Annotated in this window: 25 protein-coding genes; 11 read left to right on the forward strand and 14 right to left on the reverse strand. The window is 61.8% G+C overall.

Going from position 1 to position 22132, the window contains the following annotated elements:
• Nucleotides 1-51: 51 nt before the first annotated feature.
• The 4 genes from AC2YI2_RS03445 to AC2YI2_RS03460 all read right to left on the reverse strand — a co-directional run bounded on the left by AC2YI2_RS03445 (nt 52) and on the right by AC2YI2_RS03460 (nt 3418).
• Nucleotides 52-399 (reverse strand): septal ring lytic transglycosylase RlpA family protein, encoded by a 348-nt coding sequence (locus AC2YI2_RS03445; protein ID WP_487385014.1) that lies wholly within the window; start codon nt 397-399, stop codon nt 52-54.
• Nucleotides 400-739: 340 nt separating this feature from the next.
• Nucleotides 740-1612, reverse strand: coding sequence for an SDR family oxidoreductase (locus AC2YI2_RS03450; RefSeq protein WP_487385015.1), 873 nt, complete (start codon nt 1610-1612; stop codon nt 740-742).
• The gene (gene queG / locus AC2YI2_RS03455) at nt 1609-2745 is read right to left on the reverse strand and encodes a tRNA epoxyqueuosine(34) reductase QueG (RefSeq protein WP_487385016.1); all 1137 of its coding nucleotides are present in this window, start codon (nt 2743-2745) and stop codon (nt 1609-1611) included. The genes AC2YI2_RS03450 and queG overlap by 4 nt, the downstream gene beginning before the upstream one ends.
• On the reverse strand, nt 2726-3418 hold the full coding sequence (locus AC2YI2_RS03460; protein ID WP_487385017.1) for a glutathione S-transferase family protein: 693 nt from the start codon (nt 3416-3418) through the stop codon (nt 2726-2728). The genes queG and AC2YI2_RS03460 overlap by 20 nt, the downstream gene beginning before the upstream one ends.
• Nucleotides 3419-3594: 176 nt before the next feature.
• On the opposite strand from AC2YI2_RS03460, the gene AC2YI2_RS03465 reads away from it, so the two are divergent.
• Nucleotides 3595-4398, forward strand: coding sequence for an undecaprenyl-diphosphate phosphatase (locus AC2YI2_RS03465; RefSeq protein ID WP_487385018.1), 804 nt, complete (start codon nt 3595-3597; stop codon nt 4396-4398).
• A gap of 69 nt (nt 4399-4467) precedes the next feature.
• Here AC2YI2_RS03465 and AC2YI2_RS03470 read toward each other — a convergent pair whose 3' ends face one another.
• From AC2YI2_RS03470 to AC2YI2_RS03490, 5 genes are all read right to left on the reverse strand, one after another.
• Nucleotides 4468-4617: a hypothetical protein gene (locus AC2YI2_RS03470; protein ID WP_487385019.1), complete on the reverse strand. Its 150-nt coding sequence runs from the start codon at nt 4615-4617 to the stop codon at nt 4468-4470.
• A 188-nt stretch (nt 4618-4805) separates the two neighbouring features.
• Nucleotides 4806-5783 carry a complex I NDUFA9 subunit family protein gene (locus tag AC2YI2_RS03475; protein WP_487385020.1) on the reverse strand — a complete coding sequence of 326 codons (978 nt, stop codon included), beginning with the start codon at nt 5781-5783 and terminating at the stop codon, nt 4806-4808.
• 76 nt (nt 5784-5859) lie between these two features.
• Nucleotides 5860-6147: a DUF1330 domain-containing protein gene (locus AC2YI2_RS03480; RefSeq protein ID WP_487385021.1), complete on the reverse strand. Its 288-nt coding sequence runs from the start codon at nt 6145-6147 to the stop codon at nt 5860-5862.
• A 50-nt stretch (nt 6148-6197) separates the two neighbouring features.
• Nucleotides 6198-6890 (reverse strand): orotidine-5'-phosphate decarboxylase, encoded by a 693-nt coding sequence (gene pyrF / locus AC2YI2_RS03485; protein ID WP_487385022.1) that lies wholly within the window; start codon nt 6888-6890, stop codon nt 6198-6200.
• Between the two features lie 93 nt (nt 6891-6983).
• Complete coding sequence (locus AC2YI2_RS03490) at nt 6984-7439, reverse strand: carboxymuconolactone decarboxylase family protein (RefSeq protein ID WP_487385023.1); 456 nt, start codon at nt 7437-7439, stop codon at nt 6984-6986.
• A gap of 122 nt (nt 7440-7561) precedes the next feature.
• Between AC2YI2_RS03490 and AC2YI2_RS03495 the strand changes: the two genes are divergently transcribed.
• Nucleotides 7562-8452: a sigma-70 family RNA polymerase sigma factor gene (locus AC2YI2_RS03495; protein ID WP_487385024.1), complete on the forward strand. Its 891-nt coding sequence runs from the start codon at nt 7562-7564 to the stop codon at nt 8450-8452.
• A gap of 50 nt (nt 8453-8502) precedes the next feature.
• Here the strand turns inward: AC2YI2_RS03495 and AC2YI2_RS03500 are convergent, their stop codons facing one another.
• The 3 genes from AC2YI2_RS03500 to dnaN all read right to left on the reverse strand — a co-directional run bounded on the left by AC2YI2_RS03500 (nt 8503) and on the right by dnaN (nt 10960).
• Nucleotides 8503-9096, reverse strand: coding sequence for a histidine phosphatase family protein (locus AC2YI2_RS03500; RefSeq protein WP_487385025.1), 594 nt, complete (start codon nt 9094-9096; stop codon nt 8503-8505).
• A 7-nt stretch (nt 9097-9103) separates the two neighbouring features.
• Nucleotides 9104-9697 (reverse strand): phospholipid N-methyltransferase PmtA, encoded by a 594-nt coding sequence (gene pmtA / locus AC2YI2_RS03505; RefSeq protein WP_487385026.1) that lies wholly within the window; start codon nt 9695-9697, stop codon nt 9104-9106.
• A gap of 144 nt (nt 9698-9841) precedes the next feature.
• On the reverse strand, nt 9842-10960 hold the full coding sequence (dnaN, locus tag AC2YI2_RS03510; RefSeq protein WP_487385027.1) for a DNA polymerase III subunit beta: 1119 nt from the start codon (nt 10958-10960) through the stop codon (nt 9842-9844).
• 142 nt (nt 10961-11102) lie between these two features.
• On the opposite strand from dnaN, the gene rsmI reads away from it, so the two are divergent.
• From rsmI to AC2YI2_RS03555, 9 genes are all read left to right on the forward strand, one after another.
• Nucleotides 11103-12047 (forward strand): 16S rRNA (cytidine(1402)-2'-O)-methyltransferase, encoded by a 945-nt coding sequence (gene rsmI / locus AC2YI2_RS03515; protein WP_487385028.1) that lies wholly within the window; start codon nt 11103-11105, stop codon nt 12045-12047.
• Nucleotides 12048-12051: 4 nt separating this feature from the next.
• Entirely contained in the window at nt 12052-12432 is a 381-nt protein-coding gene (locus AC2YI2_RS03520) for a YraN family protein (RefSeq protein ID WP_487385029.1), read from the forward strand.
• Between the two features lie 138 nt (nt 12433-12570).
• On the forward strand, nt 12571-13869 hold the full coding sequence (locus AC2YI2_RS03525; protein ID WP_487385030.1) for an extracellular solute-binding protein: 1299 nt from the start codon (nt 12571-12573) through the stop codon (nt 13867-13869).
• A gap of 236 nt (nt 13870-14105) precedes the next feature.
• Nucleotides 14106-14987 carry an ABC transporter permease subunit gene (locus tag AC2YI2_RS03530; RefSeq protein ID WP_487385031.1) on the forward strand — a complete coding sequence of 294 codons (882 nt, stop codon included), beginning with the start codon at nt 14106-14108 and terminating at the stop codon, nt 14985-14987.
• A 12-nt stretch (nt 14988-14999) separates the two neighbouring features.
• Nucleotides 15000-15842 carry a sn-glycerol-3-phosphate ABC transporter permease UgpE gene (ugpE, locus tag AC2YI2_RS03535; protein WP_487385032.1) on the forward strand — a complete coding sequence of 281 codons (843 nt, stop codon included), beginning with the start codon at nt 15000-15002 and terminating at the stop codon, nt 15840-15842.
• Between the two features lie 11 nt (nt 15843-15853).
• On the forward strand, nt 15854-16918 hold the full coding sequence (locus AC2YI2_RS03540) for a sn-glycerol-3-phosphate import ATP-binding protein UgpC (RefSeq protein ID WP_487385033.1): 1065 nt from the start codon (nt 15854-15856) through the stop codon (nt 16916-16918).
• Nucleotides 16915-17913, forward strand: a complete 999-nt coding sequence (locus AC2YI2_RS03545; RefSeq protein ID WP_487385034.1) for an endonuclease/exonuclease/phosphatase family protein — start codon at nt 16915-16917, stop codon at nt 17911-17913. Before AC2YI2_RS03540 ends, AC2YI2_RS03545 begins: the two co-directional genes overlap by 4 nt.
• A gap of 69 nt (nt 17914-17982) precedes the next feature.
• A complete protein-coding gene (gshB, locus tag AC2YI2_RS03550) occupies nt 17983-18930 on the forward strand; it encodes a glutathione synthase (protein ID WP_487385035.1) in 948 nt (315 codons plus the stop codon).
• A 204-nt stretch (nt 18931-19134) separates the two neighbouring features.
• Nucleotides 19135-20667: a YifB family Mg chelatase-like AAA ATPase gene (locus AC2YI2_RS03555; protein ID WP_487385036.1), complete on the forward strand. Its 1533-nt coding sequence runs from the start codon at nt 19135-19137 to the stop codon at nt 20665-20667.
• A gap of 29 nt (nt 20668-20696) precedes the next feature.
• Here the strand turns inward: AC2YI2_RS03555 and AC2YI2_RS03560 are convergent, their stop codons facing one another.
• Together AC2YI2_RS03560 and cysK are read right to left on the reverse strand one after the other, a co-directional pair.
• Nucleotides 20697-21023, reverse strand: coding sequence for a hypothetical protein (locus AC2YI2_RS03560; protein ID WP_487385037.1), 327 nt, complete (start codon nt 21021-21023; stop codon nt 20697-20699).
• A 90-nt stretch (nt 21024-21113) separates the two neighbouring features.
• Nucleotides 21114-22082 carry a cysteine synthase A gene (gene cysK, locus AC2YI2_RS03565; RefSeq protein ID WP_487385038.1) on the reverse strand — a complete coding sequence of 323 codons (969 nt, stop codon included), beginning with the start codon at nt 22080-22082 and terminating at the stop codon, nt 21114-21116.
• Nucleotides 22083-22132 lie beyond the last annotated feature (50 nt).

Below are 22132 nucleotides of genomic sequence, written 5' to 3' on the forward strand. Positions count from 1 at the left end.
GTCGTAACCGCGATTGCAGTGAAGGGCAAGCGTTTGGAAGGCGAGTAAGCCTCAGCGGCTCACGATCTCGTAGCAGACCTTGGTGTGGCCGGAGCGGATCATGCCGATCTGGTTGGCGGCTGCCTTGGAGAGATCAAGGACACGGCCGCGAATGAAAGGACCCCGATCATTGATGCGGACAATCACGCTCTTGCCGTTGCGGCTGTTGGTGACCCTGAGTTTGGTGCCGAAGCGAAGGGAGCGATGCGCGGCGGTGAGCCGGGACGGATTCATGCGCTCGCCGGATGCGGTCTTGGAGTGAAGGGCGTACCAGGAGGCGCCGCCGCAACCATTTTTAGCAGATGCAGAGCCGGCTGCGATGGCCGAGCTCATAACGACAGTGGCAGCGACGACTGCCATGCGGATTTTTTTTGCCAATGTGGAACCTTTTCCGTCCGTTTCATTCTGTGAGACGGGCATTCATAGGTCAAAAATGGCAAAAAAGTGCCTAAATTGATCACGCAATATTAATGTCTGAAACATTTACGGAACGATTCAGATCAAACATGCGTAATTGCTAACGCAACTACTGGTTATTTATCCCCTGAAAACAGGCATTAAGCAGAGACGGATCGGGCGTATGTGGTATTCGAGTCACATTCACAAAAAACGCGAGAAAAAGTGCCGCTAACCATCAGTTAATCGATCGAATCCGCAAATTTCGCGCTTGGCCGAACTGCGGGCCGAGCGATTCCCAAGATCAAAATGCTCGCCAGGCCTGATCGTTCCACAGTTGCTGCAGGGAAATCCGGTAGTCCGGATAGAGATATTCGAAACCGATTTCACGCGACCGGGCATTGGAGACGCGCTTGCTCTCACCATAAAAGGATCGTGCCATGGGGCTCAGTTCGGCCGTCTCGAAGGGGATATCAGGCGGCACCGGCACGCCCATCAGCCGCGCGGCATATTCCACCACATCCTGTGCCGGCGCCGGCTCGGCATCGGTCACATTATAGACGCCACCCTTGCCCGCCTCGATCAGGAAGGCGGTGAAGCGGCCGATATCCTCGACCCGGATGCGATTGAAGATCTGGCCTTCCTTGATCAGCCGCCGGGCCGTGCCATTGTCGAGATTGACGAAGGCGTTGCGGCCGGGACCATAGATGCCGGACAGCCGGAACACGGCGACCGGGATGCCGAGCGCCGCACCCGCATCCAGCCACTGCTGCTCGGCGATCACGCGCTCGCGGGACCGGTCGGATACCGGCTCGAGACTCGCACTCTCATCGACCCAGTTGCCGTCGCGATTGCCATAGACGCCGATCGTCGAGAGATAACCAGCCCATTTCAGGTTTGGCGCCAGGGCGCGCAAATCCTTGAAGCGGTTGAGGAAGCGATCGCCGTCCTCATCCGGCGAGATTGACTGCAGGATATGCGTCGCCCCGTTCAGCGCCTCGGCGAGCGCAGGCGAAATCGTATCGCCATCGAAAGCGATCGGCGTGGCGCCCGTCTTCTCGATCCCGGCAAAATTCTTTTCCGAGCGCGTCGTGCCGTAGACTGTTTCGAAAGTCGGAGCGCAAACGCGTGCAATTGCCTTGCCCGAAAAGCCGGCGCCGAGGATCAGAAGCTTCATCGCATGGTCTCCGCTCGATCGAATTCCCTAAGGACGGAATCATCCGTCTCTTCGGACAGTATCTGGCGCGCATTTTCAAGCCGTCCGAGACGCGACAATGCCCACACCGCCATTGCCCTGACATCGGCCGATGGGTCGGCAAGCAATCGGCGACACTGGTCGGCCAGATTCGCATCGCCGGAATTGCCCGCGGCAATCAGACAGTTGCGGACGAAACGATCGCGGCCGATGCGCTTGACGGGCGACCCGGAGAAAAAGGCGCGGAAGGCGGTGTCATCGAGCGCGAGAAAGTCCGCCAGCGGCGGCTCCGTGAGGTCGGTGCGCGGCTGGAGCTTCATCTCGCGCGCGGCGCTCGCGAACTTGTTCCACGGACAGGCGGCGAGACAGTCGTCGCAGCCATAGATGCGATTGCCCATCAGCGCGCGAAACTCTTCCGGGATCGATCCTTTGTGCTCGATGGTGAGATAGGAGATGCAGCGCCGCGCATCGATCTGGTAGGGCGCGGGAAAGGCATTGGTCGGGCAGGCGTCGAGGCAGGCGCGGCACGAACCGCAATGATCGACCTCGGCGTCGTCGGCCACCAGTTCGGCATCGGTAAAGATCGAGCCGAGAAACAGCCAGGAGCCGAATTCGCGGCTGACGAGATTGGTGTGCTTGCCCTGCCAGCCCAGCCCAGCCTTGGCCGCGAGCGGCTTCTCCATGACCGGCGCAGTGTCGACAAAGACTTTCACCTCGGCGCCGCTGCGCGCGGCGAACTTACCCGCCATCTCCTTGAGCTTGCCCTTGATGACGTCGTGATAGTCGCGATTGCGGGCATAGACCGAAATGTTGCCTGTATCGGTCTTGTCGAGGAGCACCCGCGGATCGTGCTCCGGACCATAGTTCATGCCGAGCATGATAACGGACTTGGCCTCAGCCCAGAGCGTCGTCGGCGCAGCGCGGCGCTCGCGCGTCTCTTCCATCCAGGCCATCGTGCCGTGATGGCCCGCGGCGACATAGGCCGCGAGATCCTCGCCGAGCCGCTCGTCGGTTTCGGTTCCGGTCACTCGACAGACATCGAAACCGGCCTGCCGGGCTACGTCCTTGATATAGGCAGTGAGCTTTGCCGGATCCCTAGAAGTCGAGGTCGGCATAGTGGGATACCGGGGTGACGCCGCGCACCCGGTCGTTGAGCAGTGCGCGGAAGCTGGGGCGCGACTTGATCCGCTGGTACCATTCCTTCACCTGCGGCCATTCGTTCCAATCGATCTCGCCGAGATAGTCGAGGACGGAGATGGCCGCAGCACCTGCAAGGTCGGCGTAGGACAACCGCTCACTGGCGAGCCATGTCCGGGAGCCCGCGAGCCAGGCGAGGTAGCGCATATGCTGGCGAATATTGCCGCGTGCGATCCGCAACATCTTCGAATCCGGTGCGCCGCCACCCTGTTCCGGCGCCATCTGCAGCTTGAAGACGCGTTCGCGGGTTAGCGGCTTGGTGACGTCCTGCTCGGTCTTGTTGAGAAACCATTCGGTCAGCCGGCGAATTTCGGCGCGCTGGAAAGGATCTTCGGCCAGGAGCCGGCGGTCGCGCTTCAGGACGCCTGATGTCTCGTCCATGAATTCCGAGATGATGGTCGCGCCGCACAGCGTGCGCATATTGTCGTCGACATAAACAGGAAGCGTGCCCGCCGGGTTGAGCGCGATGAAGTCCTTGCGCTTCTCCCAGAGCTGCTCCTCGACCAGCTCCGCCTGGAAGCCATATTCGGCAAAGATCAGCCGCACGAAGCGCGACGCGGTGGACATCGGATGGTAGTAGAGGACGGGCATGGTGGATCCGTGGTGCGTCAATTTGGATTCAATGGCGTCTGGCCAGACGAACTGTCAAGCCTGTATAGACCTTTTCGGCATTGGGCTGGCCGGACGAAGCAGGACCGGCAGCCGAAAGCCCGTCACAAGTTATCTCTTCTAAAACCCTGCATCATTCTTAATCCCACGAGGTTTTCATGAGCGAGCCGAACATTTTCAGCGCCCTCATCCTGGGCCTGATCGAAGGGCTGACCGAATTCATCCCGGTATCGTCGACTGCGCATGTCCAGCTCGCGAGCCACTTCCTGAAATTCGAGTCGCCGAGCAATGCTTTTACCATTCTTGTGCAGCTTGGCGCGATCCTCGCGATCTTGCTCGTCTACTTCAAGCGGCTGCTCGACGTGGCTCTGACATTGCACTCGAGCGAACGATCGCGCTGGTTCGTGATGTCGATCCTTGTCGCCTTCCTGCCGGCCGTCGTCGTCGGCGTCTTCGCGGAGAGCTACATCAACGCGCTGCTCGAGCGGCCGGTCATCATGTGCTACGTGCTGATCATCGGCGGCGTCGTCCTGCTTGTCGTCGACAGGCTCCGGCTGAAGCCGCGTTATTTCGACGCCATGGCCTATCCGCTGCCGCTGGCGCTCAAGATCGGCATCTGCCAGTGCGTGGCGATGATTCCCGGCACCTCTCGCTCCGGCGCAACCATCGTGGGCGCTCTGCTGATGGGGGCCGACAAGCGGTCCGCTGCCGAATTCTCCTTCTTCCTCGCCATGCCCACCATGGTCGGCGCCTTCGTCTACAAGCTCTACAAGGTACGCAACGATCTCACCATCGACGACACCACGGCGATCGTTGTCGGCTTTCTCGCCGCCTTCGTCTCGGGCCTCTTCGTGGTCCGTTCGCTGCTCGCCTTCGTCTCGCGCCGCGGCTATGCGCCCTTCGCATGGTGGCGAATCGCCGTCGGCGCGCTTGGTCTGGTCGGGCTCTATTACATGCCCTGACGGGCTGGCCCCGGAATAGCAAAGGGCCGCTCCGGGAGCGGCCCTTTTCATTTCGCCATCAGCGAAAAATCAGTTCTTATCTGGCGTCTCACAAGGGTTCACGCCATAGGCCGAAGAGCACGATGCCTGGTTGGCCGCGACGCTGCGCGGAGAAACGAAGGAACCGGCCAGAATGACAAGTGCCGCAGACGCAAAAAACAGTGCGATCGATTTGCCCATATTTATCCCCTGGAGTGACCAAAAGCCGAGCCAGATGCCTATCACCGAGGCATCGTTCTTGACCGGCTTCTAATCAGTGAACTCGGGACAATCAATAAATCACGCATGCTGAATACGCCGTTAACAGGGATAGAGATTCTGCATGCGTCTTTTGTGCAACTTTAGGACCGGAGGCTTGAGCGGGCCCGTCAGACAGTACCCGACTGGGTGAACTGGCCCTCGGGGCGATAGCGCACGAGATAGCTCGGCAGGATCGCTTCGGCGAGTGTCGGCTTGATGCCCAGGCCTTCCAGCGTCCGGCCTTCTCTTTTCGCTGCGTCGGAGACGACATTGTCGACTTTCAGCAGCGTCACCTGATCAGCGGTGATCATCGGCGTGACGAAGGGGATCAGCGAATTGATCGTGCCGAGGATCGAGGCGACGAAGAAGGGAATCGGCACCAGCGACTTCTCGCGACAGGTGATGCGCAGGATATCACCGAGGATATCGCGGAAGCTCTTTGCCTCGGCGCCGCCGAGCTCATAGATCTTGCCGCCTTCGACGGTGCCATCCACGGAACGCGCCACAGCTTCGGCAACGTCGTCGACGAAGACGGGCTGGAACCTGGTGTTGCCGCCGCCGACCAGCGGCAGGGCCGGTGCGATCCGCGCCATCTCGGCGAACTTGTTGTAGAAGCCGTCTTCCGGGCCGAACATGACAGACGGACGGTAGATCACCGCATCGGGTAGCAGCGAGAGAATGGCCTTCTCGGCCTTTGCCTTGGTCTGTGCGTAGGACGAGGCCGAATCGATATCGGCACCAAGCGCAGAGATATGGGTGAGCTTTACACCGGCATTGCGACAGGCTTCCGCGATGGCGCGGGCGCCAAAATCCTGAACCGCATCGAAGGTGTTGCGGCCGGTCTCATGCAGGATGCCGACGCAATTGATCACATGGTCGGAGCCGCGAACGGCGGCATCGACGGAACTGCGATAGCGCAGATTGGCCTGGACGAAAGCGATCTGGCCGACATTGCCGAGCGGCTGGAGATGGAAGGCGAGGTCAGGCCGACGGACCGCGACCCGGATGCGATAACCGCGCTTGGCGAGAACCCGGACGATATGCCGGCCGAGAAAGCCGGACCCTCCGAACACGGTCACGAGCTTGGGCATGTTCGACAGCGTCATCGGGGTCTCCTGGATCGCGGTATTGGCAGGCTGTTGAAAGCATGCTGTAGCGCAATCGACCACGGAAATGAAGCGGTCAAATACCTTCCACGATCACCATTTCGGCGTCTGCGACTTCCTGCCGTATCGCCGCGGCGATCTGGTATTCCGGCGAATGGTAGCAATCATGCGCCGCTTCGAGCGACGGAAACTCGATCACCACATTGCGCGCGCGCACTTGGCCCTCGAGCCGCTCATAGCGACCTCCACGGGCGAGGAACACAGCGCCATATTTCTCGAAGGCCGGCTTGGCCGCAGTGACGTAGTCCTTGTAGCGCTCGGGATTGCGAACATCGACGCGGGCAATCCAGTATCCCTTGGCCATGGAAATCCTCCTGACAGCTCTGAATTTGCAGAGAAATTTTCTAGGGAAATCTAGGTCGCGGCCTCGATTTCGGCAAGTATCGACCGCGCGGCTTCCTTCGGGTCCGGCGCCTTGACGATCGGCCGTCCCACAACGAGATGGGTTGCGCCAGCGCGGATCGCGTCGGCTGGCGTCATGACCCGTTTCTGGTCACCGGGATCGCTGCCCGTCGGCCGGATGCCCGGAGTGACCACGGCGAGATCGGGACCGACAACGCGGCGCACGGCGGCGGCTTCCTCGGCCGAGCAGACGATGCCACCCATACCGGCGCGGCGTGCCTGTTCGGCCCGGCGAAGGACCAGCGTATGAGGGTCATATTCGTAGCCGGCGTCGATCAGGTCGGATTCATCCATCGAAGTCAGGACCGTCACGCCGAGCAGGCAGAGATTCGAACCTTTTGCCGCCTCGACCGCGGCGCGCATGGCCTTGGGATAGGCGTGCAGCGTGAGCATGGTCATGCCCATCTTGGCGACATTTTCGACGCCCGACGCCACCGTGTTGTCGATGTCGAGCAGTTTCATGTCGAGGAAGATCTTCTTGCCCTCGCGCGCCAGATCCTTGGCGAATTCCAGGCCGCCGGCGAAGACAAGCTGATAGCCGATCTTGTAGTAGTCGACCGACGATCCGAGCTTCTTCACGATGGCTTCCGCCTCGCCGATATTCGGCACGTCGAGGCCGACGATGAGATGGTCTCTCGCTGCCATGAACACGTCCTCTACCTGCAAATGATGCGCGGACCAGTGGCATGGCCACCACCGGTCCGCAAGGCAAAAGACGAGCAAATCACTGGAAAATGATTATTTCCAGGGCGCGCCCGCCATCATCCGGGCAGCGGCATTGAGCCGGTTCCACACATTGATCTGGGCGATGGAAAGGATCAGCGCCGCAAGCGCCTTCTCGTCATAGTGCTTCGCGGCTTCGGCCCAGACGGCGTCCGACACCGGATCGCCCTTGTCGGCGATGCGGGTCAGTTCCTCCGTCAGCGCCAGCGCCGCGCGCTCGGCATCGGTGAAGTAGGGCGTGTCACGCCAGGCGGCGACTGAGAAGATGCGATCGTCGCTCTCGCCTTCCTTCTTCAGTTCCTGCGCATGCATGCCGACGCAGACGCTGCAGGCGTTGATCTGGCTTGCACGGAGATGCACCAGCTTGCGGGTTGTGATCGGCAGCAGTTCGGCGGTCGACTTGTCAAGCGCATAGAGCGCCTTGAGCGCGTCGGGCAGGACGAGTGCGGGGTTGTTCATTCTTGCCGGCATGGTATTTCTCCTTGAAATCAAAGGTTTGGCATTGACGACTTCTCTGGGGCAGTCGGATCTGTCACACCGGCTGCATCCCGTTCGTCATCCATCTGACGCAACCGGATTGGGGAATGTGACCGATGAGCGAAGATAATTTTCAGGCCGAGCAATTCCTGGCCGAGCAATTCAGGGCAAACCGCGCTCACCTCAGGCGCGTCGCCTATCGCATGCTGGGCTCCACGAGCGAGGCGGAAGACGCGGTGCAGGAGGCCTGGCTCCGGCTCTCGCGTGCGGCGGCGTCCGACGTCCGCAACCTCGGCGGCTGGCTGACCACCGTCGTCTCACGCATCTGCCTCGACATGCTGCGCACCCGCAAGCAGCGACGCGAGGATCCGCTCGGCCCAGGTGTTGCTGAGCCTTCGGTCAGCCAATCCGACCCTGGCGGCTTCGAGCATGAGGCGATGCTGGCCGATTCCGTCGGCCTTGCCATGCTCGTCGTCCTGCAGCAGCTGACCCCGGCGGAGCGCATCGCCTTCGTACTGCATGACATGTTCGACCTGCCCTTCGACGAGATCGCGCCGATCGTAGACCGCACGCCGGACGCTGCGCGCCAACTCGCCAGCCGCGCCCGCCGCCGCGTTCAAGGCAAGCCAAGCCCGGATGAGGCCCAGCTTGCCAGCAACCGCTCGATCGTCAGCGCTTTCCTGACAGCCTCACGCACGGGTGACCTGAGCGGCCTGCTCGCCGTGCTCGACCCGAATGTGGTAATGCGCGCAGACACCGCCGCCATCCGCCTCGGCGCCATCCCGCCGACGACGCGCGGCGCAGATGCCGTGGCGCAAGCCTTCGCCGGCCGCGCCCGCAGCGCCCAGGTCGGTCTCATCGACGGCGCCATCGGCGTCATCATCGCGCCAGAAGGCAATCTCCGGCTGGTGCTTGAGGTCACGATCCGCGACGGCAAGATTGTCGAGATCGGCTCAGTGGCAGACAGGGATACGCTGGCGGAGATGGATTTGACTGTGCTGCAATAAGGACGCTTCAGGTTCTGTGAAGACCCCCTCCCCCACAAGGGGCGGGGTGTTCAGAAGCGGGGCGTCTGCCACTCTTCCATCGGCACCCATCCCGACAACGGCCTGAGATCCCCCAGCCCGAACGCATGCACATTCCCACCGCCATTCGGCGGCTGGTCATGGCCGCGGGCGATCGGCAGGCCGGCGAGGTGGCAGCGGAGCAGCGTGCCGACGCCGCCATGGCCGATGAAGGCGATGGGCTGAGACGGATCGCGATTGGCCAGCACGCCCTTCACGACCGAGACGATTCGTGTTTGCGCGTCGATCGCCCGCTCCCAGCCGTGGAAGCTTTCCTCGGGATGGGCGAAGAACCAGTCGGCGGCTTTCTCGAATTCCGGGGGCGGCAGGAAACCGGTGGCGGAGCGGTCGTTCTCGTGGGCGTCTTCGGCTATCTCGACCTTCACCCCGGCCGCGGTGGCAAGGATCTCAGCGAGTTCAATTGCCTTGGTCTCGTCGCTGGAGACAATCTGCTTGATATGCTTCACCCAAGGCTGGGCCGCGGCCATCTCGGCGCGTGCGCGGCCGACATCGCTTAGCCCCCATTTGGGGACCGGTACGTCGGGATCGATCCTGACCTGTGGATGCGTGATGTAGAGGCCGAACACGCCAGGCCTAGTGCGTCTTGCGGTAATGCCAGATCTGCGCCGGCGGGATGTTGCGCACAACGAAGTCGAAATGCTTGATCGTGTAGCTGTCAGGCCGCGCCGCGATCGGAGAGACCGGGCCATAGGAGAACTGCACGATCGGCCGCCCCACCGGTACGAGCTTCAGCAGGTCCTCGATCAGCTTGACGCGCTGATGCATCGGAAAGTTGAGCAGCGGGATGCCCGAGATCACGCAATCGAACTGCTTGCCGCGATAGTCCCGGAGCGTCTCGGCGAGCGAAAACGCGTCACCGTTGATGAAGTTGACGCCCGCATACTTGCCGCGCAGGTGGCGGACGAATTCGCTCGAATATTCGACGGAAACCAGATCCTCCGGCTTCACACCCTTTTCCAGAATTGCCTTGGTGATAACGCCGGTGCCCGGCCCCAGTTCGAGAACGGGCAGGCCCGAACCCGTGTCGATAATGCTCGCCATCCGCGCCGCCATGCGAGCAGAGGTCGGCATGATGGCGCCGACAGTCTTGGGGGTGGAAATCATGCCCTTGATGAAGCGGATTTCGTCGTCGAACTTCTCGGCCAGGCGGCTTCGAATGCGCTGCATGTTCCGGCTTCCCCTTATGTTCTTTGACCTACCAAAACAGTCAAAAAACGGTAAAAGCAAGACACTTATTCGATTAACAACGTAAAGTTTTGTCTTGGTTAACCCTGGGATCAGGAATTCAACAGATCCTGGTCCGAAGATCCGTCAGACGCGCATCGGCATCAGGACGTAGAGCGCATCGGCACTCGACGAATCGAGGATGATGGTCGGCGAACCGGGGTCGGCAAGTTTGAAGACCGCATCGTCGCCAGTAAGCTGACCGGTGATGTCGAGCAGGTAGCGGGCGTTGAAGCCGATTTCGAGCGGATCGCCTTCATAGGAGACGGCAAGCTCTTCCGTCGCGCTGCCCGAATCCGGGTTGTTGACGGTCAGCACCATCTGTCCGTCGGTGAGTGCGATCTTCACCGCGCGGCCGCGTTCGGAGGAGATGGTCGAGACGCGGTCGACGGCACTGGCGAAGGTCGAGACGTCGACGCGCATTTCCTTGTCGTTGTTGGCCGGAATCACGCGCTGGTAGTCCGGGAAGGTACCGTCGATCAGTTTCGAGGTCAGCACGATATCGCCGAAGGAGAGGCGGATCTTGGCGTCGGAGACTTCGAAGCGGACTTCGGCTTCAGGGTTTTCGATCAGCTTCTGGATTTCGCCGACCGTCTTGCGCGGGATGATGATGCCCGGCATGCCCTCGGAGCCCGACGGCGCCTCGATCTCGGAGCGCGCAAGGCGGTGGCCGTCGGTGGCGACGGCGCGCAGCTTGAGCTGGCCATCGGCCTCGACGGTGTGGAAATAGATGCCGTTGAGATAGTAGCGGGTTTCCTCGGTCGAGATCGCGAACTGGGTGCGCTCGATCAACATCTTGAGGTCGGCGGCCTTGATCTTGAAGGAATGGCTGAATGTGCCGGCGGTGAGATCGGGGAAATCGCCTTCCGGCAGGCATTGCAGCGAGAATTTCGAGCGGCCGGAATTCACCGTCATCGCCGTGCCTTCGGGATTGACGGCGAGCGACACTTCCGACCCGTCCGACAGCTTGCGGACGATTTCGTAGAGCAGATGCGCGGGCACCGTGGTCGCGCCGGCCTTCTCGATCATCGAGGATGCGCTCTCGGTGATTTCGAGGTCCAGGTCCGTCGCCTTGAACTGCACACTTGCACCCTCGGCCCGGAGAAGAACGTTGGACAGGATCGGGATCGTGTTGCGGCGCTCCACAACGCGATGGACGTGACCGAGGGTCTTGAGGAGATTGGAACGCTCGAGAGTGATACGCATGATGCCTGCCGTGTTGTGATCTTGCCGGAGTAACCGGAGTCCCGCCCTGATTGGACAGGCAAAATGGCAGAACTGCGCCGAACTTTGCAAGTGGGTTCGGCCAATTGCCGCCATTAATTCATAGTTGCGCTCACTTTCCCCAATGCGCATAAACAGCCGGAACGGCCGAGCGGAGCATGCATTGACCAAAGAAGACGACAATACGCGGTCGGGCCGGGGGAACTACCGGATCAAGACGCTGGAGATCGAGGCGCGCCCGCTGGAGCCTGCGCTCTATCTCGTGGCGACGCCGATCGGCAATCTCGGGGACATCACGCTCAGGGCTCTTGAGACGCTCGCCGCGGCGGACGTGGTTGCCGCCGAGGATACGCGGGTGACACGGGTGTTGCTCGACCGCTTTGCGATATCAGCCCGGCCCTATGCCTATCATGAATACAATGCCGATGAGGTGGGGCCTAAGCTGGTGGCGGCGCTCGCTCAGGGCAAGTCAGTGGCCCTGGTGTCGGATGCCGGCACGCCCTTGGTCTCCGACCCCGGCTACCGGCTGGTCAAGGAAGTGCTCGCCGCGGGCCTGAAGGTCGTGCCGATCCCCGGGCCGTCGTCCGTCGTCACTGCGCTCTCGGCTTCCGGCCTGCCCAATGAAAGCTTCCTCTTCGCGGGCTTCCTGCCACAGAAGGAAAAGGCGCGGCGCGACCGGCTCGAGGAGGTCAGGGACGTGCCGGGAACGCTGATCTTCTTCGAATCGCCGCATCGGCTGCCCTCCAGCCTTGCCGACATGCTGGTGGTGCTCGGTGACCGCGATGCCTCCGTCTGCCGGGAGTTGACCAAGACCTTCGAGGAGTTCCGGCGCGGCACACTCAGCGAACTCGCCGCCCATTATGCAGAAAATGACAATGTGAAGGGCGAGATTGTCATCTGCGTCGGCCCGCCCTCGGCAAAAGAGGCGCCGGCGGGGCAGGATCTCGACGATATCCTGAGGTCGCTGGTGCGCGACATGCCAACGGCCAAGGCCGCGGCAGAGGCGGCCCGCCAGACCGGCCTGCCGCGCAAGGATCTCTACCAGCGGCTTCTGGAACTGAAGGACTGACCGGATGGCCGCGCGCGATGCCGACCAGCGCAGGAAGGCTCAACGCATCAAGGCGCTGCGGCGCGGCAGTTTCTCGGAGTATCTCGCGGCGTTTTCACTGATGCTGCGCGGCTACCGCATCCTCGCGATGCGCTACCGGGTCAAATCAGGCGAGATCGACATCATCGCGCGCAAGGGCGACCTTGTCAGTTTCGTCGAGGTCAAGGCGCGCGCCACCGCCGCCGACTCGGTTTTTGCCGTTAACGGATTGACACAATCGCGCATCAAGAATGCCTCGCTCTACTGGCTCCAGACGCAGAAGGACGCCAGCCAGCTGTGTTATTCCTATGACATCATCGCGGTCCGCCCCTGGCGTTGGCCCAAACATTTCAGGGATGCGTTCTGAAAAATCGCCAGCCGCGCCGTGAACAGCGGGCACTGTCAAGAAGCTGCAATCAAACCGTTACGTTCCCGTCATGGAGCATCGCTAGGGACGACCCCGAAACCAAGGCCATCAGGCCTCAAAGGTGGGAAGGGAAGAACCATGATCCGGAAACTCTCGTTTGCCGCATTGGCACTCGCATTTTCGACGACCACGTCTTACGCCGCAACCAATATCACCTGGTGGCATGGCATGGGTGGCCGCAATCAGGAAGTCATCAACGAAGTGTCGCAGAAGTTCAATGCAGCGCAGACCGCGTGCGTTCTGAACCCCGTCTCCAAGGGTACCTATGAAGAAGCGCTGGCTGCCGGCATCGCCGCCTTCCGTTCCGGCGAACAGCCGAACATCCTGCAGGTCTTCGACGCCGGTGCTGCCACGATCATCAACGCCAAGGGTGCCGTGATCCCTGCCGAAGACCTGATCACCCAGGCCGGCTACACGTTCGACCGCGATGCCTTCATCGACGGCGTTCGCCACTTCTACGCCGACTCATCAGGCAAGTTCGTCGGCATGCCGTTCAACTCCTCGGCACCGATCATGTATATCAACACCGACGCGCTCAAGAAGGCCGGCGTCGAAGCTCCGAAGACCTGGGAAGAATTCGAGACAATCGCCCCCAAGCTCAAGGATGCCGGTTTCGTTCCACTCGTCCAGGCGCAGCTGACCTGGCAGTTCACCGAGAACTTCTTCTCGCGCAACAACATCCAGTTCGCCTCGAACAACAATGGTTACAACTCGATCGTCGACACCAAGATCCACATGACCGACCCGAACCTCATCATGATGTTCGACAAGCTCAAGAGCTGGTCCGATCAGGGCTACTTCGCCTATTACGGCGCCGGCTGGTCCGACAACCAGAAGCCCTTCGAAGAAAACAAGGTTGCCCTCTGGATCGGTTCGTCGGGTTCCTTCGGCGGCCTGAAGAAGACGGCACAGATGCCCTTCTCCGCGACCTTCCTGCCCTATTGGGGTTCGATCAAGGGCGCCGGCACCTCGTCCTTCATCGGCGGTGCGGCTCTGTTCGCGATGTCCGGCAAGTCCGACGCCGAAAACAAGTGCGTCGCCGACTTCTTCCAGTTCCTGACCTCGCCTGAAGTCCAGAAGTTCTACCACCAGGCCACGGGCTACGTCGCCATCACCAAGGCGGCCTACGAACTGGCCAAGAAGGAAGGCTTCTACGAGAAGGAGCCGGTCGCCGAAGTCGGCATCAAGCAGCTCCTGCTGCCGTCGGGTGAATGGTCCAAGGGCTACCGCATGGGCTTCTACCCACAGATCCGCGCCGTGATGGAACGCGAATACGGCAAGATCTTCGCCGGTGAAACCACCGTCAAGGATGCCATGCAGGCCATCGAGACCGAAGCCAACGAACTTCTCGCCCGCTTCGCCAAAACGGCGGGTTGATAGCAGATAGATCTGGCTGGCCCGGCTTCTCAACGGAAGCCGGGCCAATCGCATGGAAAAGACCCCTCCCCATCCCTCCCCACAAGGGGGAGGGCTAACCCGTGGCACCTCCCCTGACCTCCAGCAACGTTGCGAATCGCAGAACGCATTTGGTTAGGGGCCGACGGCACGGCAGATTAGCCCTCCCCCTTGTGGGGAGGGATGGGGAGGGGTAGCTCAACTCGAAAGCCCATCCCATGAAGCGCGTGCAGTTCTCGTCGCCGACGCTGCCCTATCTGTTCCTGGCGCCGCAGCTCGCCGTGATCTTCATTTTCTTCTACTGGCCGTCCGTCCAGGCCGTGCAGTCCTCCTTCTTTATCGAGGACCCATTCGGTTTCGGCTCGACCTTCGTCGGCCTGCAGAACTATTCCGACACGATCTTCTCATCGCAATATCTGCCGATCGCCGAATTCACGGCTGTCTTCACCGCCCTCGTCACCGTCTTCGCACTCTCGATCGGCCTCCTGCTGGCCGTCAAGGCCGATGCCGTCATCCGCGGCGCGTCGACTTACAAGACATTGCTGATCTCGGTCTATGCTATCGCGCCACCGGTCGCGGGCCTGATCGGTATGATGTTCTTCGACCAGCATATCGGCCCCTTCGTCCACACCGCCGCCCTCTTCGGCTGGGACATGAAGGTCGGCCTCAACTATTTCGACACGGCCTTCGCGATGGTCTTCGTGTCGGTGTGGAAGCAGATCCCGTATAATTTCATCTTCTTCCTCTCCGGCCTCCAAGGCATACCGGTCTCGGTGCGCGAGGCGGCGCTGATCGACTGCCGCAATGGACTCAAGCGCTTCTGGACCGTGATCCTGCCGCTGCTCGCGCCAACCGCCTTCTTCCTGCTTGTCATCAACGTCACCTATTCGCTGTTCGACACCTTCGCGGTGATCGACGTGATCGTGAAGGACAAGGCGGCCAACAACCCGATCACACTGGTCTACAAGGTCTATCTCGACGGCTTCCGCGGCAATGACGTCGGCGGGTCATCCGCTCAATCGGTGATCCTGATGATCGTCGTCTTTGTGCTGACGGTGCTGCAATTCCGCTTCATCGAGCGGCGCGTCCACTACAATTGAGAGGCTGAGAGCATGTACAAGACCAAGCCTCTCGACCACCTGATCCTCATCCTCGGCTGCCTTCTGATGGTGACGCCCGTCGTCGTCGCTTTCATGACCTCGACCCATGAAGCCGCCGAAATCCATTCCAAGGGTCTGATGCTCTCCTGGGGCAATCATTTCGAGGAGACCTATACCAAGACCCTGACCCAGAAGGGCGGCTTCACTGGCGAGGTGACCGGCCTCAGGATGCTGATGAATTCCTTCATCCTCGGCATAGGCTTCGCCGTGGGCAAGATCGTGCTCTCGATGCTCGCCGCCTATGCGATCGTCTATTTCCGCTTCCGCTTCGCCACCTCCTCTTTCTGGATCATCTTCACGACGCTGCTGCTGCCGCTCGAAGTGCGCATCGTGCCGTCCTACCAGGTGATGTCGAACCTGCATCTGCTCAACAGCTATACCGGCCTGATCGTGCCGCTGCTCGCGTCGGCCACCGGCACCTTCTATTTCCGCCAGTTCTTCATGTCGGTGCCCGACGAGCTGCTTGAAGCCGCCCGCATCGATGGCGCAGGTCCGTTCCGCTTCTTCGTCGATATCCTGATCCCGATCTCGCGGACCATGATGGCGGCGATCTTCATCATCATGTTCGTCTATGGCTGGAACCAGTATCTCTGGCCGATGCTGATGACCACGGACGAGAGCTTCTACACGCTCATGCGCGGCATCAAGTCGATCCTGCAGGTCTGGATCGGCTCGCAGATCCCCGATTACAACGAGGCCTTCGCGCTTGCCGTGCTCGCCATGCTGCCGCCGGTGCTGCTCGTCGTGGTGTTCCAGCGCTGGTTCATCAAGGGCCTCACCGAGAGCGACAAGTAAAGGACACCGCCATGGCACGCATCGAAATCAACCAGGTCTCCAAGGTCTACTCCAATGGCATGACCGCCGTCAGCAACGTCGATATCGACGTCGCCGATGGCGAGTTCATCGTGCTGGTGGGACCGTCGGGCTGCGGCAAGTCCACGCTGCTGCGCATGGTCGCCGGCCTCGAGGACATCTCCAAGGGCGAGGTCAAGATCGGTGAAAGGGTCGTCAACAAGACCGACCCGGCCGATCGCGACATCGCCATGGTGTTCCAGAACTACGCGCTCTATCCGCATATGAGCGTCTACGACAATCTCGCCTATGGTCTCAAAAATCGCGGCACGCCGAAGCCGGAGATTGCCGCCCGCGTGGCGGAAGCGGCCAGGATGCTGGAGCTCGAACCCTATCTCGAGCGCAAGCCGCGTGCGCTCTCTGGCGGCCAGCGCCAACGCGTCGCCATGGGCCGCGCGATTGTCCGCAAGCCGGCCGCCTTCCTGTTCGATGAGCCGCTTTCCAATCTCGACGCCAAGCTCCGCGTCTCGATGCGCGGCGAGATCCGCAAGCTGCAGCGCCGGCTCGGCACGACGTCGATCTATGTCACCCATGACCAGCTCGAAGCCATGACGCTGGCCGACCGGCTGGTGGTGCTGAATGCCGGCCAGATCGAGCAGATCGGCAGCCCGCTCGACATCTACCACAAGCCCGCTTCGATCTTCGTCGCCGGCTTCATCGGCTCGCCAGCGATGAACCTGCTCAAGGCAACCCGCGTCGGCAGCAACTGGCAGATCGGCGGCCAGGTGCTGCCAGGCGCCCATGCACCCACGCGCGGCGACACGCTGACGATCGGCCTGCGCGCCGAGGATCTGACTATTGCTTCGTCAAGCAATGACGGCCTGACCATGAAGCTCGACTATATCGAGGAGCTTGGCGCCCAGCGCCTGCTGCACGGCGCCGTCGATGGCCAGGCCCTGGTCGTCGCCACGGCGGCGGAAGATGCCTTCGCCGACGATATCCGCGTCGCATTCGACCCAAGCGACCTGCATTACTTTGATGCCACATCTGGCAAACGCCTTGAAAGCAACATCCTATGATCACGCTCACGACCGATCGCCTCGAAGCCGTGCCGCAGGACGTCTTCCGTGACTTCGCCGGCTCTGGTCGCTCCCGCGACCTGCATGAGAACCTGCTCCATTCGCTGCCGACGATGAATGCCTTGGAAGTCGCCGGCGCGCCGTCCGCTTCTGGCCCGCTAGCCTTCCCGTTCGCGGTCGCCGCCTGGAACCTCGAGCGCTGCCTCTTTCCGAAAGACAGCGCCACCCATATCGCCGCCACCAGCGCCCAGGTCGTCCTCGTTTCCGAAATGGACGACGGCATGGCCCGCACCGCCCAACGCAACACCACCGAAGACGTCGCTCGAGAACTTTCGATGCAATACGCCTATGGCGTCGAATTCATTGAACTCGGCCTAGGCTCCGACACCGAACGTGAATTCTGCAAGGACGAGCGCAACGCGCGTGGCCTGCATGGCAACGGCCTGATGTCGGCCACCCCGCTCGGCCGGCCCTTCCTTGTCCGCCTCTGGGGCGAGCGCATCTGGCTCAATCACGACCCCAACCAGTTGCGCATCGGCGAACGCTGCGCCGTCGGTGCGGTGATCGAAACCGAAGCCGGCCCCTTCGTCGCCGTTTCCGTCCATCTCGAAAGTGCTACCACCGCAGCCTATCGGGAGCGGCAGATGAAAGAGCTCATTGACCGCTTCGAAACCGCTTTTCCCGACCATCCTATCCTCATCGGCGGCGACCTCAATACCGGCAATCATGCGGAGGGCGATTTCGAAGCCGAGGGCCTCTTTCCAATGAGCGCCGCCCGTGGCTTCGCCCGCCATGGCGGCCCGATCGAGCAGATGACGACACGGCCGAGCCTGATCACCCGCTGGCCACATCGCGCGATGAAGCTCGACTGGTTCCTGAGCCGCGGACTGGACATTTCGCGCTCTGCCATCGTCTCATCCCTCGACGCGAATGGCCGGCCGCTCTCGGATCACGACCTGATCACCTGCCGGGTGGACGGGTTTTCCCCGGCCTGACGGGCTTGCCATGCCCATGGGGCCGTCTTACATCACTGGCGATATTTCGGGGCTTGTAAGGGGCAGAAAATGGCCAAGATCAAGAACGTCGCCGTCCAGATGGACCACGTGTCCACCATCAACATCAACGGCGATTCGACCTTCGCCATGAGCCTCGAGGCGCAGGCCCGGGGCTACAAGCTGTTCCACTACACACCCAACCAGCTCTCGATGCGCGATGGCAAGATCATGGCCACCGTCGAGCCGATGGAACTGCGCGACGTGAAGGGCGACCATTTCACGCTCGGCGAGGCCGAAAAGGTCGATCTATCGACCATGGACGTGGTGCTGCTCCGCCAGGACCCGCCCTTCGACATGGCCTATATCACCGCCACCCATCTGCTCGAACGCATCCACCCCAAGACGCTTGTGGTCAACGACCCGGCCTGGGTGCGCAATTCACCAGAGAAGATCTTCGTTACCGAATTCGCCGACCTGATGCCGAAGACGCTGATCAGCCGCGACCCCAAGGAAATCGCCGCCTTCCGCGCCGAGATGGGCGATATAATCCTCAAGCCGCTCTACGGCAATGGCGGCGCCGGCGTGTTCCACTCCACCCGCGACGACCGCAACTATTCCTCGCTGATGGAAATGTTCGCGCAGATGTTCCGCGAGCCCTTCATCGCCCAGCAATATCTCCCCGACGTCCGCAAGGGCGACAAGCGCATCCTGCTGGTCGACGGCGAGCCGGTCGGCGCGATCAACCGCGTGCCGGCGGAAAACGACGCCCGCTCCAACATGCATGCCGGCGGCCGGCCGGAACATACCGAACTCACCACCCGCGAGCGCGAAATCTGCGCCAGGATCGGCCCCGCCTTGCGTGAAAGGGGCTTCATCTTCGTCGGCATCGACGTGATCGGCGACTACATGACCGAAATCAACGTCACCTCCCCCACGGGCATCCGCGAAGTGAAGCGCTTCAGCGGCACCGATGTGGCGTCCCTGATGTGGGATGCCATCGAGCGCAAGCGCGCCTGACCGCTCCCGGCGCAATGCAACGGCGCGCCTGGTTGAACAAGTGTGTTCTCCTCGCACAACCGCATGCAACTTAATTGCACCCTGAGCGGGTTTTCGTTCGTAAATTGTTCTTGTTTTATTCCATATTCCATGCTTGATTGCAATCACTGACCGCTAAATGCGTGTATGCTCGCCATGAGAGCGGGTGATTGAGGGGCGTGGGCGATGGTGGCGAGAGTTGCGACGGTTGCATTCCAGGGGATCGAGGGGGCGCCTGTTGATGTGCAGGTCATGGTCGGTCCCGGCAAGCTTAACATGTATGTCGTCGGCCTGCCCGACAAGGCCGTGGCCGAGAGCCGCGAGCGGGTGCAGGCGGCGCTGCACGCCTCCGGCCTTACGCTGCCGCCAAAGAAGGTCACTGTCAATCTCGCGCCCGCAGACCTGCCCAAGGAGGGCAGTCACTACGATCTCCCGATCGCGCTCGCGCTGATGGCCGTTCTCGGGGCCATTCCCGGCGACGCATTGGCCGATTATGTCGTGATCGGCGAACTCAACCTAGACGGCACGATCGCGCCGGTCGCCGGTGCCCTGCCGGCTGCGATCAGCGCCAACGCCATGGGCAAGGGCCTGATCTGCCCTTATGACAGCGGCTCGGAAGCCGCATGGGCCGGTTCTGGTATCGATATCCTCGCCCCACGCAGCCTTATCGCACTTGCCAACCATTTTCGCGGCACGCAGGTGCTGAGCCGGCCGGAACCTGCTATCCGGGCCGTTCCCGCCAATCTCCCCGATCTCGCCGACATCAAGGGCCAGGAAAGCGCCAAGCGGGCGCTGGAAGTGGCCGCAGCCGGGGGCCACAATCTCTTGATGATCGGCCCGCCCGGTTCCGGCAAGTCGATGCTCGCCCAGCGTCTTCCTTCGATCCTCCCGCCGCTTTCGGCGGCCGAATTGCTCGAAGTCTCGATGATCCATTCGATCGCCGGGCAGCTGCCGGGCGGCAAGCTTTCCGACCGCCGGCCTTTCCGCGCGCCGCATCATTCCGCTACGATGGCAGCACTGGTCGGCGGCGGTTTGCGCGCCCGGCCCGGCGAGGCCTCGCTCGCGCATAATGGGGTGCTCTTTCTCGACGAACTGCCGGAATTCCATCCCGCGACGCTCGATGCACTTCGCCAGCCGCTCGAAACCGCCGAATGCGTCATCGCCCGCGCCAATCATCACGTCAGCTATCCCGCCAGTATCCAGCTCGTCGCAGCAATGAATCCCTGCAAATGCGGCATGGCCGGCGAGCCCGGTCATCTCTGCGCCCGCGGCCCGCGCTGCGTCAGCGACTATCAGGCGCGGCTCTCCGGTCCGCTGCTCGACCGGATCGATATCAGGATCGACGTGCCGTCGGTCAGCGCCGGCGATTTGATGAGGCCGGTGGCGGCCGATACCAGCGAAACAATCGCCCGACGCGTGGCGAGGGCACGGCAGCTGCAGCGCGACCGCTTCATCGCACTCGGCACGCCCGGCGTCGGCTGCAACGCCCGCTGCTCGACGGCACTGATCGAGACGGTCGCTGAACCCGATGCCGCGGGCCTGCAATTGCTCCGCGATGCCGCCGACAAGATGAAGTTCTCGGCCCGCGGCTATCACCGCATCCTGAAGGTCGCGCGCACCTTGGCCGATCTTGACGAGAGCCCGCGCGTCGGCCGTATCCATCTCGCCGAGGCCATATCCTATCGTATGGCGGGGGAGCGATTGCAGAGCGCGGCCTGAGGGTCGGCTATGTCCCGGGTTCCGGTGGCTCAGTACTTGTTCGCAAAGGCCGAAATCGCATCGCAAAAGCGGCTCTTGGCTTCCGGCTCGGCGTCGTCATCCGGCCAGAGACCGAGCAGCATCTCGATATCCGCCTTCATCGCATCATAGGCATCATTTGCCTCGATCTCGGTCGCAGCAAAGGCTGTGTGGACCATGACGTCATAGATGCCGCAAGTGATCGCGAATGGCGGATGGCCGCATTCTTCGAGCGTGATGCGAGCGCCGGTTTCGTGCTCCTCGTCGCGGAGAACGACCCCACCCTCGGAGCCCATCGTGCCTGATGTCGAGCCGTTTTCGCAAGGAGTCCAGATCATCCGCATCTCCTCCGCGACTCATGATCGAGAGTGCCGGACATGAAAAGGGCCGGAAAGCCGGCCCTTTTGTGTCGTGGCGGATGCGTAGGCTCAGTTCCCCAATCCCTCGAACAGCGCGGTCGACAGATAGCGCTCTGCAAAAGAGGGGATGATCACGACGATGTTCTTGCCGGCATTCTCCGGGCGCAGTCCGACCTTGATGGCCGCCGTCAACGCCGCACCCGAGGAGATGCCGACCGGCACGCCTTCGAGTCTGGCGACGAGGCGGGCATTCTGGAAGGCCTCGTCATTGGTGACGGTGACGACTTCGTCATAGACTGACTTGTCGAGAATGGCGGGGGCGAAGCCGGCGCCGATGCCCTGGATCTTGTGCGGACCGGGATTGCCGCCCGACAGGATCGGCGAGTCGGCGGGTTCGACGGCGATGACCTGAATGCTGGGCTTCTTCGCCTTCAACACCTGGCCTGCTCCAGTGATCGTACCGCCCGTACCGATACCGGAAACGAAGATATCGACAGTGCCATCGGTGTCGTTCCAGATTTCCTCGGCGGTGGTCTTGCGATGGATTTCCGGGTTGGCCGGGTTTTCGAACTGCTGCGGGATGATCGCGTCGGGAATGGTCGCAGCCAGTTCCTCGGCCTTGGCGATCGCCCCCTTCATGCCCTTGGCGCCCTCGGTCAGCACCAGTTCGGCGCCGAGCAGCGCCAGCATCTTGCGGCGTTCGATCGACATGGTCTCGGGCATGGTGAGGATCAGCTTGTAGCCCTTGGCGGCCGCTGCGAAGGCGAGCGCGATACCGGTATTGCCCGAGGTCGGCTCGACCAGCGTGGATTTTCCGGGCGAGATCTTGCCCTGGGCTTCAAGCGACTCGATCATCGCGACACCGATACGGTCCTTGACGGAGGCGATCGGATTGAAAAATTCGAGCTTGGCAAGGAGGTTGGCCGTGACGCCCTTTTCCTTCGCCAGCTTGTCGAGCCGGACGATCGGGGTGTCGCCAATGGTTTCGGTGATCGAATTGTAGACCCGGCCGCGGCCCGGCTTGCGTGCGTCTGCCATGATGCTCTCCCTTGCTTCTATTCCGTTGGCAGAGAAACTAGGAGGGAAAG

The sequence above is a fragment of the Rhizobium sp. SRI_017 genome, assembly GCF_057586295.1.